Below are 14,737 nucleotides of genomic sequence, written 5' to 3'. Positions count from 1 at the left end.
GCGCCGGCCCGGAGTGGCCCCGGCGCGATTCCGAACCTAGGTCGGTGCGGAACCGGCCAACAAGGCGATCTGCGCGGATCATCCGACGATTCGCGCAAACGGCAATGGTTTAACCCGGCTGAAATATTCGGGCCTCTTGAGGGAAACAGTGCGGTCCTAAAATTGTGGAACAACGGTCCTGGCGCCGGAAGGAGATGCTCTTCAAGATGACCTTCGACGGCGAGGGAGTCCTGCGCTCCCTCATTGACGCAGCACCCACTCCGCTCTGGCTGATCGAGCCCGACGGGTCGGTCGCGCTGGTGAATGAGGCCGCGGCCACCGTGCTCGGCTATAGCCAGGGCAGCGAGCTCGTGGGTCGCTGCAGCCACGAGGCGCTGCACCCGCGCCATGCCGACGGGTCTCCCTACCCGCGGGAGGCCTGCCCGATCGTGACCGCCCCTGGAACGGTGAGCCACAGCCACGCCGAGGAGTTCATCGACCGTCGCGGCCGCTCGCTGCGGGTGCGCTGGAGGCTCAGGGCGCTCGGGGATTCCGACCATAGGCTGCTCACCTTCACCCCGCGCCAGTCCTCGGGTTCCGCCGGGGCGCCAGGGTCGCCGGGGGCTCGGCTGGACGCCGAGTCCAGCCGCAGCTTCGCCGAGATCAGGACCTACATCGAGTCTCACTGCCAGGATCCGACGCTGTCCCCAGACCGCCTGGCCGGGCGGGCCGGTGTCTCGCTGCGCACTCTGCAGACCATGTTCGCGCAGGCGAACACCTCACCGGCTCAGGAGATCCGCCGGGCCCGGCTCGAGCGGGGCCACCTGCTTCTGACCCAGGGGACCGGAGTGGCCGAGTCGGCCTTCTCCAGCGGGTTCAACGACGTCGGGACCTTCAGCCGCGCCTACCGCCGCACCTACGGCAGGGCGCCCGCGCAGACCAAGACCATGCCCGGGACTCTGGCGCTCGACTGAGGCCTGGCCTGGAGGCACGCGTCCCTTCAAGGGCTGGACACCCTCACTCGACCGGGTGAGACATCGCGTTTGGTGTCGGCCCGGGCAGTAGAGTTGTCCGGTAAGAAGCCCTCGTTCCCTCAGCACCTTGCATTTGAGGAAGCGGCGGCTCTGATTCAGGCTCAGACCCAGGCTGTTCGCGCAATGGCGCGCGGCGGATCACGCGGTCCGGCGGTAGCGATAGCGAGAATGACGTGACGACGAAGACCGCGACGACGAAGACCCCGGGGCGCAGTCGTCCCCAACCCGGTTGGATCAGGATCCTGATCCCCGCCATTCTGGTGCTGGTGTGGCTCGGGGTGACCGCCGTGGGCGGTCAGACCTTCGGCAAGGTCGGCGAGGTCACCACCAACGACCAGACCACCTTCCTGCCCGCCGACGCAGAGTCCACACGGGCGCTGGAGCTCGGCGAGGGCTTCTCCGACGACGACTCCATCCCCGCCACCTTGATCGGAGAGCCCGCCAGCGGCGAGGTCGATGAACAGGCTCTCGGTGAGCTGGAGGCCCTCGTGGGGCAGATCAACGAGCTCGACGGCGTCGACCGCTCCCTGCCGCCGCAGATCTCCGAAGACGGCGAGGCCTTCCAGGTGCTGGTGCTGATGGAAGAGGCTGCGGTGGAGGACGGCGCGGTCGCAGAGCTGCGCGGTCTGGTGGATGCCGAGCTCTCCGCGCAGGAGTGGACCACTCACGTCACGGGTCCGGCGGCGCTCTCCGATGACTTCGCCAACGCCTTCGCCGGCATCGACGGACTGCTCCTGCTGGTCGCGGTGATCACCGTCTTCGTCATCCTCGTGGTGGTCTACCGCTCGGTGCTGCTGCCCTTCCTGGTGCTGCTCTCCTCCATCGCCGCGCTCTCCAGCGCCATCACCGTGATCTTCCAGCTGGCCAAGATGGAATGGATCACGCTCAACGGCCAGGCTCAGGGGATCCTCTCGATCCTGGTCATCGGCGCCGCCACCGACTACTCGCTGCTCTTGGTGGCCCGCTACCGCGAGGAGCTGCTCGCCCGGGAGAACCGCTTCGACGCGCTCTGGATCGCCTGGCGCCGCTCCACCCCGGCGATCCTGGCCTCCGGCGGCACCGTGGCCGCCGCGCTGCTCTGCCTGCTCTTCTCCGACCTGAACTCCAACCGGGCGCTGGGCCCGGTGGCCAGCACCGGCATCGTCTTCGCGATGCTCGCCACGCTGACCTTCCTGCCCGCGATGCTCGCGCTCTTCGGCCGCCCGGTCTTCTGGCCCAAGGTCCCGCACGCGCCCCGGCCCGCGGTGGAACAGGCTCAGGCCCTGAACCCGGACCTTCAGACCCGTCGCACCAAACACACCTCGCGGCGTCGGACCCTGTGGGCCGTGGTGGCCGAAAAGGTCCGCGCCCGCCCCCGAGTCATCTGGCTGGTGGTGACCGGCCTGCTCCTGGTCGCGTCGGTCGGCGTGCTCGACCTGAAGGCCGAAGGCGTCCCGCAGTCCGAACAGGTGCTGGGCCAGACCGACGCCAAGGACGGCCAGTCGATGCTGCAGGAGCATTTCGACGCCGGCACCGGGGCTCCCGCCAACGTCTTCGTCCCTGCCGAGGAGCTCGCCGAGCGCTCGAGATCGTCGAGGCCAGCGACGGCGTCGGCGAGGTCTACGCGGTGGCCGAGACCGGCGCTCCGGCCCAGGGTCAGCAGGACGCCAACGAGGTGGACGGCTACAACCAGCTCTCGGTCACGCTGACCGACTCCGGAGACTCCCTCGAGGCCGAACGCACCATCAGCGAGCTGCGCGGGGAGCTGGGTGCGCTCGAAGGCGAGGCGCTGGTCGGCGGCACCACCGCCACCCAGCTGGACACCAATGAGACCGCTCAGCGGGACCTGATCACGATCATCCCGATCGTGCTGCTGGTCATCCTGGCGTTCCTGATCGTGCTGCTGCGCTCGGTCACCGCACCGGTGGTCCTGCTGCTCACCACGGTGCTCTCCTACACCGCGGCACTTGGCATCTCTGCCCTGGTGTTCAACTACATCCTCGGATTCCCCGGCGCCGATCCGACGGTGCCGCTGTTCGGCTTCGTCTTCCTCACCGCCCTGGGCGTGGACTACAACATCTTCCTGGCCACCCGGGCCCGGGAGGAGACCGTCCGGCGCGGACCGAAGGAGGGGCTGCTGTACTCGCTGGTGATCACCGGCGGCGTCATCACCAGCGCCGGCATCGTGCTGGCCGCGACCTTCGCCGCCCTGGGCGTGCTGCCGCTGATGTTCATGGTGCAGCTGGCGTTCCTGGTGGCTCTGGGCGTGCTGATCGACACCTTCATCGTGCGCACCCTGCAGGTGCCGGCGATCGGCGTCGACCTCGGTCACCGCTTCTGGTGGCCCTCGAAGATCGGCAGGGGTGACCGCTGGGCCAAGCACGAGGTGACCACGCCCGGTGCTGAGGATTCCGGTCCAGATGAATCCGCAGATATCTCGGAAGATTCCTCGGCTCCGGCCGCTCAACCCCGATAGGATGACGGCAGCGCACCAATGATGTTGCCGTCTTTGACTTATCGCAATAAGGAGCTCACACGTGGCTATCGCAACCCCGGACAAGTACAACCAGATGATCGATTCCGCGAAGGCTGGCGGCTACGCCTACCCCGCGGTGAACGTCACCAGCTCACAGACCCTGAACGCCGCCATCCGCGGCTTCGCCGAGGCCGAGTCTGACGGCATCATCCAGGTATCCACCGGCGGTGCCGCGTACTGGTCCGGCGCCAGCGTCAAGAACATGGTGACCGGCTCGCTGGGCTTCGCCGCCTTCGCCAAGCAGGTCGCCAAGAGCTACGGCGTGAACATCGCGCTGCACACCGACCACTGCCCCAAGGACAAGCTCGACGGCTTCGTGCTGCCGCTGCTGGAAGCCTCCGAGGCTGAGGTCAAGGCCGGGCGCGACCCGATCTTCAACTCCCACATGTGGGACGGCTCCGCGGAGACCCTCGAGGAGAACCTGCGCATCGCCGCCGAGCTGCTGCCCCGCAGCGCGGCCGCCAAGCAGATCCTCGAGGTCGAGATCGGCACCGTCGGTGGTGAAGAGGACGGTGTGGAGAACGAGATCAACGAGAAGCTCTACACCACCATCGAAGACGCTACCGCGACCATCGAGGCTCTCGGCCTGGGTGAGCACGGCCGCTACATGACCGCGCTGACCTTCGGCAACGTCCACGGCGTCTACAAGCCCGGCGGCGTGAAGCTGCGCCCGGAGATCCTCAAGGACATCCAGCAGCAGGCTGCCGCGAAGTACGGCAAGGAAGCGCCCTTCGACCTGGTCTTCCACGGCGGCTCCGGCTCCTCCGAGCAGGAGATCTCCGACGCCGTGTCCTACGGCGTGATCAAGATGAACATCGACACCGACACGCAGTACGCCTTCACCCGCCCGGTGGCCGGCCATATGCTCGCCAACTACGACGGCGTGCTCAAGATCGACGGCGAGGTCGGCAACAAGAAGACCTACGACCCGCGCGTCTGGGGCGCCAAGGCCGAAGAGTCCATGGCCGCCCGCATCGTCGAGGCCTCCCAGCGCCTCGGCTCGGCAGGCAAGTCCATCAAGTAACCCGCACGCCCGGCGTCGCGCGCCGAGCAACGACGACGGCGGCCGCCCCTCCTGAGTGGAGGACGGCCGCCGTCGTCGTGTCTGCCCTCGGGGGAGAAATCGTAGACCTGCGGCGGATGGTTCGCTGGGATTATCCGCCTCAGCGACGAAACCCACCCTCGGTGTTGATGGTCTGCCCGGTGATCCAGGAAGCCTCGTCGGTGCTCAGCCAGGCGATCAGCCGCGCCGGGTCATCAGGCTCGCCGAAGCGGCCCAGCGGGAACATCGAGGCGACATCCTTCCAGAGTTCAGGCCCCAGGTATCCGGTGTCCACCGGGCCCGGGTTCACCGTGTTGACCCGGATGCCCCGGCCGATCAGCTGCTCCGAGAGTGTGGCCGTGATTCCGGCCAGCGCCGCCTTCGCCGCGGCGTAGGCCACCTCGCCGGGCATGGGTCCCAGCCCCTGCCCGGAGGTCAGGAAGATGATGGATCCGGCACCTGCATCGGGATGCTGCCGCAGATAGCCCTGAGCCAGCAGGATCGAGGCTCGAGCGTTCACCGCCCAGTGCCGATCGAGCTGCGTGGCGGTGAGCTCGCCGAGCGCCCCATCCTGGCCGCTGAGCGCCTGATTGCAGACGAGCGCGTCGACCGAGCCCATCGCGGAGACTGCCGCCTGCATCACCTGGTCCGGACCTGTCGGATCGGCCAGGTCAGCATGGACATCCGCGACCTGGGCATCGTCGACGAGGTGGCTGCGGACGCCGTCGAGCACCAGCGAGATGTCGTCGGCGCCCCAGGACTGTTCGCGGTCATGTGGTGCGTAGTGGTGACAGAAGACGCTGGCCCCGTAGGCGGCCATCCGGCAGGCCGTGGCGTAGCCGATTCCGGCCCGCCGGCTCACCCCGGTGATCAGCACGTTTCGTCCCCGCAGAGGGAGTGGATCACGGGAGAGGTCGGTGGCGGGCGTGGGCTGCATGGGGTCATTGCACCACATCAGACTTCCCAGCCGGAGCTGTAGCTGCGCTGCGCGAGCGGCGTCGCGTGGACGTTGATGGTCTTCTCGAGTCGGCTCCGACGCTGGGGGGGTCTGGGCTGCAGGAGGTGGGAGTCACGCGGAGAGCCTCCGCCTTCCCGTCACCCCTGGCCCACCCCACCTGGCAGACTGTCGCATCCCTGTGGCTCCGTCGCATCGCTATTTCCATGGGATCCGGCACCGGGATGGGACAAATTCGCGCGAGGCCCTGGAGCTGCTCCGCCCCAGCGTGATCGGACCAGACCAGCCGTGTCCAGAGGATCTGCACACCGGAGAACGCCATGTATCCGGCGTCGAAGATCGCCAGGCTGGCGTACGCCGCCGACGCACTCGGTCGACAGGCTCGGCCGACGCACTCGGCTGGCACGCCTCGTTGATCTGACAGGAGCGTGGGAATGGCCGCACCCTCGGTAGGGTTGAGCCTTGGGAAATCGTCTTCACCGGCCACCGCATCAGGCGGCCGGGCGTCCACAACAGTCGGAGAACCTCATGAACATGTCGACCATCGCACTGCGCACCGTCCCCGGAGCCTTCATCCTCAACTCCGGAATCGGCAAGCTCGGCCTGGATGCCGACGCCGCCGCCGGCATGCAGGGCATGGCCGCGACCGGCGTGCCCGCGGTCAAGCAGCTCTCTCCCGAGCAGTTCGGCAAGGCCCTGGCCTGGGGAGAGATCGCCCTCGGAGGCGCACTGCTCGCACCCTTCGTCAGCAACCGCGTGGCCGGCCTCGCGCTGGGCACCTTCACCGCCGGCATGCTCAGCATGTACTTCCGCAACGACGGCATGACGGAGTCCGACGGCGTCCGCCCCACCCAGGACGGCACCCCGCTCGCCAAGGACACCTGGCTCGCCGCCATCGCCATCTCGCTGATCAGCTCCGGCAAGAAGGCCGACCGCAAGAAGAAGTAGCCGCCCAGCCCGTACTTGGCTGACCGGCGACGGATTGCGGGGCACGGCTCGCGTGGAACTGAACCTGCACGCTGACCCCCGCAGAAAGCGACGTGCATGACCCGCGAAAAGCTGCTCCTGCTCGATTTCGACGGCACGCTCTGCCTGGGCGACGCCCCGGTGCTCTTCTATGCCGACCGCGTCGACGCCCTGCTGGCCGAACGTGGCCTGAGCAGACACCTCGTGGGGAGCAGCGTCCACGAGATCGTCAGCCGGGCGTTCTCGGCGAACTCGCTGCTGGTGCCGCAGATCCAGTATGACGACGCCGGCACGCCGCTCACCGTGGGCAGCGAGGCCACCCATGAGGACGCCAAGGCACATCCCGTCTCCTGGCCGCTGCAGGACGGCTATCAGCTGGTCCAGCTGCTCGCACGCCAGGCGGGACTCACCGACGCCGACTCCGGGCAGTCTTTCCGGGCGGCACGGAGGGACCTGTTGGCCCATGGGCTGGAGAACACCGACGTGCACGCGCCGTCCGGGGCATCGGAGCTGCTCGCTGAGACCCGACGGCGCGCCGTCGTCGTGCTGGTGACCAACTCGCCGGCTGAGGCTTTCGCGCCCTGGCTGCACGCACTCGGGCTCAGCGAGGCCTTCGACCTGGTCATCAATGATGCCCGCAAGCCCCTCGGCATGCCCGCGGCGCTCGAGAGCGCCCGGGGCGCCGGCGGGGATGCGCAAGCCCGGACAGCCGCAGACCAGGTGCTCTCCGCCGGGGACATCTGGGCCAATGACCTCGAGCATGTGCATGCCCTCGGCGGCGCCACCGTCCTGATCGACCGATTCGGCACCGGCCTCGGCACTCCCGATCATCGGGTAGAGAACTTCGACGCCCTCGCCCAGACCATCGATGCCTGGTCACACAGCACCGCGACGGTCTGACAAGAGGTCCTGCTCAGCGCCGCAGGCCCGCTTCATCATGTAATCTGCGTCACAGGAAAAATGCCACTGTGTTAACAGTGCGTGACAGGTTGACCAACTGGCCTGTTCCAGGTTGGAGGGCGCAGAATGCGCGCCCTAGAGTGAATCGTGGAATCGCACGAGGTCAGCGGCGTGACTCGGCTGACCCTCTGCGTGACTCTCCAGAATTCTCCACCCCTCGGTGCGGTGAGGCGCAGCACCGAGGTCGCCCTGGCACCTTGATGAAGAGGAAATTCCATATGCGTAAGAAGACCCTGTCCACGTTCGCGCTGGCGAGTGTGCTGACCCTGACCATGGCCGGCTGTGTGGCCGATGAGGGCGAGACCGGCGGCGAGGAGGATGCTGAGGCGGGCGACTCCGAGGCGGCGGCGATCACCAGCGTCGATGAGATCGTCATCGCGCTCGTCCCCTCCAACGACGTCGACAACATCGTGGAGAGCGCGGAGCCGCTGGCCGATGCGCTCAGTGACGCACTCGAGGGCTTCCCGGTCCGGGCAGAGGAGACCCAGGACTACCTGGGCGCCATCACCGCGATGCAGACCGGCGATGCTCAGGTCGTCATGTCGGGCCCGGTGGGCATGATCCAGGCCGAGGAACAGGCCGATGCCGTGCCGATCACCCAGTCGATCCGCTACGGCTCCGACGTCTACGTCACCCAGTGGTTCACCAATGACCCTGACACCTACTGCATGGACGAGCCCGTCGACGTCCCTGACGACGAGGGCAACACCATGCTCTTCTGCAACGGCACCGATGAGGCCGAGCCCGGCGCCGTAGGCGAAGAGGCCCTGGAGATGATCGAAGAGGGCACCACGGTCTCCTACGTGGACCAGGGCTCCGCCTCGGGCTACTACTACCCGGCCACCCAGCTCAACGATCTGCTCGGCTTCGCCCCAGGCGAGGGTGACATCGACGAGCAGTTCGCCGGCAGCCACGACAACTCGGTGATCAACGTCTACAACGACAGCGCCACGATCGGCACCTCCTTCGATGACGCTCGCCAGAACGTCGTCGCCGAGAACCCCGATGTGGGCGAAGAGGTCGTCGTCTTCGCCTGGGCCGGACCGATCCCGAATGACGGCATCGTGGTCTCCTCCGAATTCACCGAGGACGAGCAGGCCGTGCTGACCGAGGCCTGGCTCGCGGTCGCCGAGGACGAGGACGGTCTGGCCGCACTCGACGAGGTCTACGAGATCGAGGGGATGGTCGAAGCCGACGAGGAGGCGCTCGACGGCGCTCGCCAGGTCTACAACGACTTCGGCGATGAGTGACCGCTAGCAACCCCTTCTGAGAGGAAACAGTCCTGCTTCGGCCGGCAGCCCGGGTGTGCGGCTCTTACGCTTGAGGCGTGAGCTGCGCACCCGGACCCGGCGAGGACACCAGATCATGATCACCTTCGAGAACATCGACGTCGTCTACCCCAATGGCTTCAAGGGGCTGAGCAACGTCAACCTGCAGATCGACAAGGGCGAGTTCGTGGCCATCGTCGGGCTCTCCGGCGCGGGCAAGTCCACGCTGATCCGCACGGTCAATGGGCTGGTCCCGTTCACCTCGGGCACCCTGAAAGTCGGCGACGAGGTCGTGGACCCGCGCAGCAAGGCCAAGCTGCGCCGGCTGCGCTCCCGGGTGGGCATGATCTTCCAGTCCTTCAACCTGGTCACCCGGGTCTCGGTGCTCAACAACGTGCTGGTGGGACGTTCCGCAGAGACGCCCACCTGGCGTTCGCTGCTCGGCTGGTACCGCGCCGAGGACAAGGAGCTCGCCTTCAAGTCCCTGGAGCGCGTGGGGATCGTGGACAAGGCTTATATGCGCGCCTCCTCGCTCTCCGGCGGCCAGCAGCAGCGCGTGGCCATCGCCCGCGTGCTCGCCCAGGATCCCGAGGTGATCCTCGCCGATGAACCGGTCGCCTCGCTGGATCCGCCCACCGCACACAAGGTGATGCGCGACCTGCGCCGAATCCAGCAGGAGCTGGGCATCACCACCATCGTGAACATGCACCACCTGGACCTGGCACGCAGCTACGCCGACCGGATCATCGGGATGCGCGCCGGCGAGGTGGTCTTCGACGGCCCCGTGGAAGAAGCCACCGATGCGGTCATCGAAGAGGTCTACCAGCGCTCGCTGACCGCTGAGGACATCGTCGCTGGAGACGCCGCCGCCGAGAGCTCTGCCGCTGGAGACGCCGCCGCCGAGAGCTCTGCCGCTGGAGACGCCGCCGCCGAGAGCTCTGCCGCTGGAGACACTGCCGCCGGGGGCTCTGCCGCCGAGGGCGCCGCCACCGAGCGCGCCGTCCCCGCCGCGAAGGTCCAGGACTGACGCGTGACCACCACCGCCGATGAAGCCACTCGTGGCTCCGCCACCCGCGCGGTGACAGCCCGCCCCGAAGCACCAAAGCCCAGCGGGCTGGTCTATCTCGGCCTGGCTGGGCTCGCCGTCCTCGCGTTCATCATCTTCTGGGTCACCCGGGACTCCGGCGAGATCCTGCTGATCCCGCTGGGCTTCGTGACCCTCTGGGCCCCGCTGTACCCGGTGATCGGGCTGGCGGTGATGCTGCTGACGCTGCTGGTCTGCTACCGAGCCCGGGTCGGCACCATGGGCGGCTTCGGCGCGCTGGCCTTCATCACGATGAGCTATTGGGCCGGCTCCACGGTGAACTTCACGCTCTTGGAGATCCCCAGCCGCTGGTCCAACGTGGAGCCCCGGCTCCGTGCGTTCCTGGATCCAAACTGGAGCTACATCTGGACGGTCCGGGACCAGTGGCTGATCACCATCTCGATGGCAGTGGTCGCCACCCTCATCGGCTGCGCCATCGGCCTGGTGCTGGCCATGCTCGCCTCCCCGGTCTCCAGCCCGAACAAGGGCGTCTCGCAGGCGATCAAGGCCGTCAACTCGGTGATCCGCTCCATCCCCGACGTCGGCTGGGCGCTGCTCTTCGTCGCATTCATCGGCGGCACCGCCCACGGGCTGGGCCCGATGGCCGGCGTCCTGGCGCTGCTGATGTTCAACATCGGCATCGTGGCCAAGCTGCTCAGCGAGACCATCGACTCGGTGAACCCCGGCCCGGTGGAGGCCGCCGACGCCGCGGGGGCCAACCTGACCCAGCGCAACCGGCTCGCCATCCTGCCCCAGGTGCTGCCCGGATTCGTGTCCTACGGGCTCTACGTCTTCGAGCTGAACATCCGCGCCTCGGCCGCTCTGGGCATCGTCGGGGTGGGCGGCATCGGCTCGGCCATCATGCTGCAGCTGAACCGCTTCGCCTTCGAGAACGTCGCCGCCATCCTGATCGCTCTGATCGTCGTGGTGCTGCTGGTCGACATGTTCTCCATGTACATCCGGAGGAAGCTGCTGTGAGCACCAGAAAGATCAACGCCGGGCCGGGAAGCGCCTCCCGTCCCGAGTCCAGCCCCGAGTCCAGCCCTGAACCGCGCTTCGCTCCGGATGCGCTGGACCGGCGCCCCGTCCGGCCCTCCAGGCTCGGCTACAACGCCGGAATGCTCGTGGTGGGCATCCTCTTCATCGCCGCGATCTACGGGACCGGCATGGACGTCCGCGCGCTGCTGGACCTGCCGGCCAGCATCATCCAATACGGCCAGCTCATGGCCTCCGGCGTGTTCCAGATCCCGGATGAGACCGTGGCCGGCTACTGGAGCCAGTCCTTCGACGCGATGTTCGAGTCCGTGGCGATCGCCTGGGTCGGCACCATGGTCGGCGCGCTGTTCTCCCTGCCGCTGGGCTTCATGGCGGCGCGCAACATGTCCCCGCTGCCGATCTACGTGGTGGTCCGCTTCGTCCTCTCGGTGATCCGGGCGGTGCCCGAGATCATCTTCGCCATCGCCATCATGCTCCCGCTCTTCGGCTTCGGCTCCGGCGGCGGCGGAGCCCTCGCCGGAGCCATGGCGCTGGGCGTCAGCTCCATCGGCACCCTCTCGAAGCTGATCTCCGAAGCCATCGAAGCGGTGGACGGCGGTCCGCTGGAGTCCTCCCGGGCCTCGGGCAGCAACCACCTGCAGCTGATCCGTTGGGCCGTGCTGCCTCAGGTCATGCCGGAGGTCATCGCGATCTGGCTCTACCGCTTCGAGGTCAACATCCGCGCCTCGGCGATCCTCGGCGTGCTGGGCGCCGGCGGCATCGGCTCGCTGCTCTCCACAGTGTTCGGCGCCCGTGACTGGGACCGGATCGGCATCGTGCTGGTCGTCATCATACTGGTCACCATGGTGGTGGATCAGATCTCCGCGTTCATCCGGCACCGCGTGATCCATGGCGCGAGGATCCGCAACGGTGGGGGAGCGCCCCAGGACGACGACGACGGCGGCGCCCCCACTCCCGGCCCGGTCAGCGGCGCCTCGGTCGAGGATGACCCGGCCCCGAAGTCGACCCGGGCCGCCGCCGGACTCTGACCGGGATCCGCCCTCCGCGCGGGCGCTGCAGCCCCTGCCGGAACCGCCCGGGATGCGAATTCTGCGAGGGATTCTTGGCAGTAGGATGTGCCCATGAGCATCGTTGGTCAAAATTTGATGGAGCCGGAGCCCACGCTGCTTCCGGCAGAGCCCGAAGTCTCCGAATCCCTGGCCACCGGCGAGGAGCCGGTCGACCTCGCGGCCAAGCACCCGGAGTCCTCCTTGGTCTGGGCGCTGCTCGCCGAGGACGCGCTGGATCAGGGCTACACCGTGGAGGGCTACGCCTACGCCCGCGTCGGCTATCACCGCGGCCTCGATACTCTGCGCCGCTCCGGCTGGCGCGGCGCCGGACCCGTGCCGTGGAGCCACGAGCCCAACCGCGGCTTCCTGCGCGCCCTGGGTGCACTGGGCCAGGCAGCCGCCGCGATCGGCGAGACCGCCGAGGTGGAACGCATCACCACGCTGCTGCGCGACTGCGACCCCTCCGCACCCGAGGCCATCAGCCGGCTTCGCTGACCCCTGCGGTGCCCAGCTGAAGGGTTGTTCTGAGAATGGCGAAGCTCTACTTCCGCTACGGCGCGATGAATTCAGGAAAGTCCACCGGGCTGCTGCAGGCCGCGTTCAACTACGAGGAACGCGGCCAGCGGGTGCTGCTGGCAAAGCCCCAGGTCGATACCAAGGGTGAGGATGAGATCGTCTCCCGCCTGGGAGTGACCCGCAATGTCGACTTCCTGATCCCGCCGCAGGCTCCGCTGCGCGAACTGGTGGCCCAGCACGCGGCCGGGACCACGCCGGGGACGCTGCTCGATGACATGGAAGCCGAGTCCGGTGCCTTGAACCGGCAGATCAAGCCGGTGGCCTGCCTGCTGGTGGATGAGGCCCAGTTCCTCACCCCGGCGCAGGTGGAGGACCTGCTCCGCATCGCCGTGCTCGATGACGTCCCGGTCCTCGCCTACGGCATCCGCACGGACTTCCGGACGATGGCCTTCCCCGGCTCCGCCCGTCTGATGGATCTCGCCCACGCGCTCGAGGAGCTCAAGACCATCTGTCGCTGCGGGCGCAAGGCTGTGTTCAACACGCGCCGGGCAGGGGAGGCGATCATCTTCGATGGTGATCAGGTGGCGATCGATGGAACCGACATCTGGTACGAATCCCTCTGTGCCGCCTGCTATCTGGAGGCCTCCGGCGGCCGGCTGGGCTGAGGCGTGTCAGGACCAAACCTGGTGTCGAACGACGTTGGTAGGATCTACAGGGACGCCTTTGCGGTTGCGGGTGCTCCCAGACCAGCTCAGCTCGGGAAAGGACTGCCATGCCAGCCATTGTGATCGTCGGAGCCCAGTGGGGCGACGAAGGTAAGGGCAAAGCCACGGACCTGCTCGGTTCACGAGTCGACTACGTGGTGAAGCCAAATGGCGGCAACAACGCAGGCCACACCGTCGTCGTCGGCGGCGAGAAGTTCGAGCTCAAGCTCCTTCCCGCCGGGATCCTCTCCCCGAACGCCGTGCCGGTGATCGGCAACGGCGTCGTGGTGAACCTTGAGGCGCTCTTCCACGAGATCGACGGCCTCGAAGCGCGCGGCGCGGACACCTCCAAGCTCAAGATCTCGGCGAACGCTCACCTGGTCGCGCCCTATCACCAGACCATGGACAAGGTCACCGAGCGATTCCTGGGCAAGCGCGCCATCGGCACCACCGGCCGCGGCATCGGCCCCACCTACATGGACAAGGTGGCCCGCCTGGGCATCCGAGTCCAAGACATCTTCGATGAATCGATCCTGCGGCAGAAGATCGAGGGGGCGCTGCGGCAGAAGAACGAGCTCCTGGTCAAGCTCTACAACCGCCGGGCCATCGCCGTCGACGAGATCGCCGAGTACTTCCTTGACTTCGCCGAGAGGCTGCGGCCTATGGTCGTGGACACCACGATCCTGCTCAATGACGCGCTGGACCGGGGCGAAGTGGTCCTGATGGAGGGCGGCCAGGCGACCTACCTCGACGTCGACCACGGCACCTACCCGTTCGTGACGTCCTCCAACCCGACGGCGGGCGGCGCCTCCGTCGCTCGGGCATCGGCCCGACCCGGATCAAGCGCTCGATCGGCATCGTCAAGGCCTACACCACACGGGTGGGCGCTGGACCGTTCCCGACCGAGCTCTTCGACGAGTGGGGCGAGTACCTGCAGAAGACCGGCGGGGAGTTCGGCGTCAACACCGGACGTCCGCGGCGCTGCGGCTGGTACGACGCCGTGATGGCGCGCTACGCCGCCCGCATCAACGGCTTCACCGACTTCTTCCTGACCAAGCTCGACGTGCTCACCGGCATCGAAGAGATACCGGTCTGTGTGGCCTATGAGGTCGACGGTGTCCGTCATGACGAGATGCCGATGACCCAGACCGAGTTCCACCACGCCAAGCCGGTCTTCGAGAACTACCCGGGCTGGACCGAAGACATCTCCGGTGCCCGCACGCTGGAGGACCTGCCGGTCAACGCACGGAACTACGTGCTCGCGCTGGAGAAGCTCAGCGGCTGCCGGATCTCTGGCGTAGGTGTCGGCCCCGGCCGCGACCAGGTGATCGCGATCCACGACCTGATCGGAGACTGATCCGCCGGAATCCTAGGGTTCTCCTCTCTGTGTCACCACTAAAATTTTGGTCATCCAGTCTAACGGTAAAAGAAATTTTAGTACTCCCAGTATTTTCCTAGAGTGTCGGATAATTTGGCTTCACTTATTATTTTATCTATTTTTCAAAAGTTGTAGATAAATAAAAATTAGACCTGTAATGTGACTCAAGTTGCTTTCGACAGCTTGAGGAGATTCTGTGAGTGCAGGCAGTCCTCGCGTGGATCGGGCTGAGGAGATCGCCCTGATTCGGAGGGCGGCGAGTCAGGCGGCCCGGCGCCGAGCTCAGGTCGT

13 protein-coding genes and 1 pseudogene are annotated in these 14,737 nt (G+C 67.1%); 13 read left to right on the top strand and 1 reads right to left on the bottom strand.

Annotation, left to right across the window (positions count from 1 at the left end):
• Positions 1 to 194 precede the first annotated feature (194 nt).
• From BG28_RS04840 to fbaA, 4 genes are all read left to right on the top strand, one after another.
• Positions 195 to 953 carry a helix-turn-helix domain-containing protein gene (locus tag BG28_RS04840; RefSeq protein WP_051500996.1) on the top strand — a complete coding sequence of 253 codons (759 nt, stop codon included), beginning with the start codon at positions 195 to 197 and terminating at the stop codon, positions 951 to 953.
• A gap of 233 nt (positions 954 to 1,186) precedes the next feature.
• Positions 1,187 to 2,701, top strand: coding sequence for an MMPL family transporter (locus BG28_RS16725; protein WP_369797187.1), 1,515 nt, complete (start codon positions 1,187 to 1,189; stop codon positions 2,699 to 2,701).
• On the top strand, positions 2,620 to 3,468 hold the full coding sequence (locus BG28_RS16720) for an MMPL family transporter (RefSeq protein ID WP_369797186.1): 849 nt from the start codon (positions 2,620 to 2,622) through the stop codon (positions 3,466 to 3,468). Before BG28_RS16725 ends, BG28_RS16720 begins: the two co-directional genes overlap by 82 nt.
• Positions 3,469 to 3,529: 61 nt before the next feature.
• Complete coding sequence (gene fbaA, locus BG28_RS04830; protein ID WP_036474562.1) at positions 3,530 to 4,552, top strand: class II fructose-bisphosphate aldolase; 1,023 nt, start codon at positions 3,530 to 3,532, stop codon at positions 4,550 to 4,552.
• Between the two features lie 139 nt (positions 4,553 to 4,691).
• Here the strand turns inward: fbaA and BG28_RS04825 are convergent, their stop codons facing one another.
• Positions 4,692 to 5,507 carry an SDR family oxidoreductase gene (locus BG28_RS04825; RefSeq protein ID WP_036474561.1) on the bottom strand — a complete coding sequence of 272 codons (816 nt, stop codon included), beginning with the start codon at positions 5,505 to 5,507 and terminating at the stop codon, positions 4,692 to 4,694.
• Between the two features lie 546 nt (positions 5,508 to 6,053).
• Between BG28_RS04825 and BG28_RS04820 the strand changes: the two genes are divergently transcribed.
• From BG28_RS04820 to BG28_RS04780, 9 genes and pseudogenes are all read left to right on the top strand, one after another.
• Positions 6,054 to 6,473 (top strand): hypothetical protein, encoded by a 420-nt coding sequence (locus tag BG28_RS04820; protein ID WP_036474560.1) that lies wholly within the window; start codon positions 6,054 to 6,056, stop codon positions 6,471 to 6,473.
• Between the two features lie 96 nt (positions 6,474 to 6,569).
• On the top strand, positions 6,570 to 7,391 hold the full coding sequence (locus tag BG28_RS04815) for an HAD family hydrolase (RefSeq protein WP_036474559.1): 822 nt from the start codon (positions 6,570 to 6,572) through the stop codon (positions 7,389 to 7,391).
• A 278-nt stretch (positions 7,392 to 7,669) separates the two neighbouring features.
• Complete coding sequence (gene phnD, locus BG28_RS04810) at positions 7,670 to 8,701, top strand: phosphate/phosphite/phosphonate ABC transporter substrate-binding protein (protein ID WP_036474558.1); 1,032 nt, start codon at positions 7,670 to 7,672, stop codon at positions 8,699 to 8,701.
• Positions 8,702 to 8,816: 115 nt separating this feature from the next.
• Positions 8,817 to 9,746: a phosphonate ABC transporter ATP-binding protein gene (gene phnC / locus BG28_RS04805; protein ID WP_152539214.1), complete on the top strand. Its 930-nt coding sequence runs from the start codon at positions 8,817 to 8,819 to the stop codon at positions 9,744 to 9,746.
• Between the two features lie 3 nt (positions 9,747 to 9,749).
• Entirely contained in the window at positions 9,750 to 10,781 is a 1,032-nt protein-coding gene (gene phnE, locus BG28_RS14240; protein ID WP_051500995.1) for a phosphonate ABC transporter, permease protein PhnE, read from the top strand.
• Positions 10,778 to 11,827 (top strand): phosphonate ABC transporter, permease protein PhnE, encoded by a 1,050-nt coding sequence (gene phnE / locus BG28_RS04795; RefSeq protein WP_084479446.1) that lies wholly within the window; start codon positions 10,778 to 10,780, stop codon positions 11,825 to 11,827. The genes phnE (BG28_RS14240) and phnE (BG28_RS04795) overlap by 4 nt, the downstream gene beginning before the upstream one ends.
• Before the next feature lie 93 nt (positions 11,828 to 11,920).
• Complete coding sequence (locus tag BG28_RS04790; protein WP_036474557.1) at positions 11,921 to 12,343, top strand: DUF3151 domain-containing protein; 423 nt, start codon at positions 11,921 to 11,923, stop codon at positions 12,341 to 12,343.
• A gap of 35 nt (positions 12,344 to 12,378) precedes the next feature.
• Positions 12,379 to 13,029, top strand: coding sequence for a thymidine kinase (locus BG28_RS04785; protein ID WP_036474556.1), 651 nt, complete (start codon positions 12,379 to 12,381; stop codon positions 13,027 to 13,029).
• Positions 13,030 to 13,136: 107 nt separating this feature from the next.
• Positions 13,137 to 14,425: pseudogene (locus BG28_RS04780) on the top strand (adenylosuccinate synthase).
• Positions 14,426 to 14,737: the final 312 nt, after the last annotated feature.

The organism is Nesterenkonia sp. AN1, from assembly GCF_000582475.1.
GTDB classification, from domain to species: domain Bacteria; phylum Actinomycetota; class Actinomycetes; order Actinomycetales; family Micrococcaceae; genus Nesterenkonia; species Nesterenkonia aurantiaca.
The sequence above is the reverse complement of the archived record's forward strand: the minus strand, read 5'-3'. Positions and strand labels throughout refer to the sequence as shown.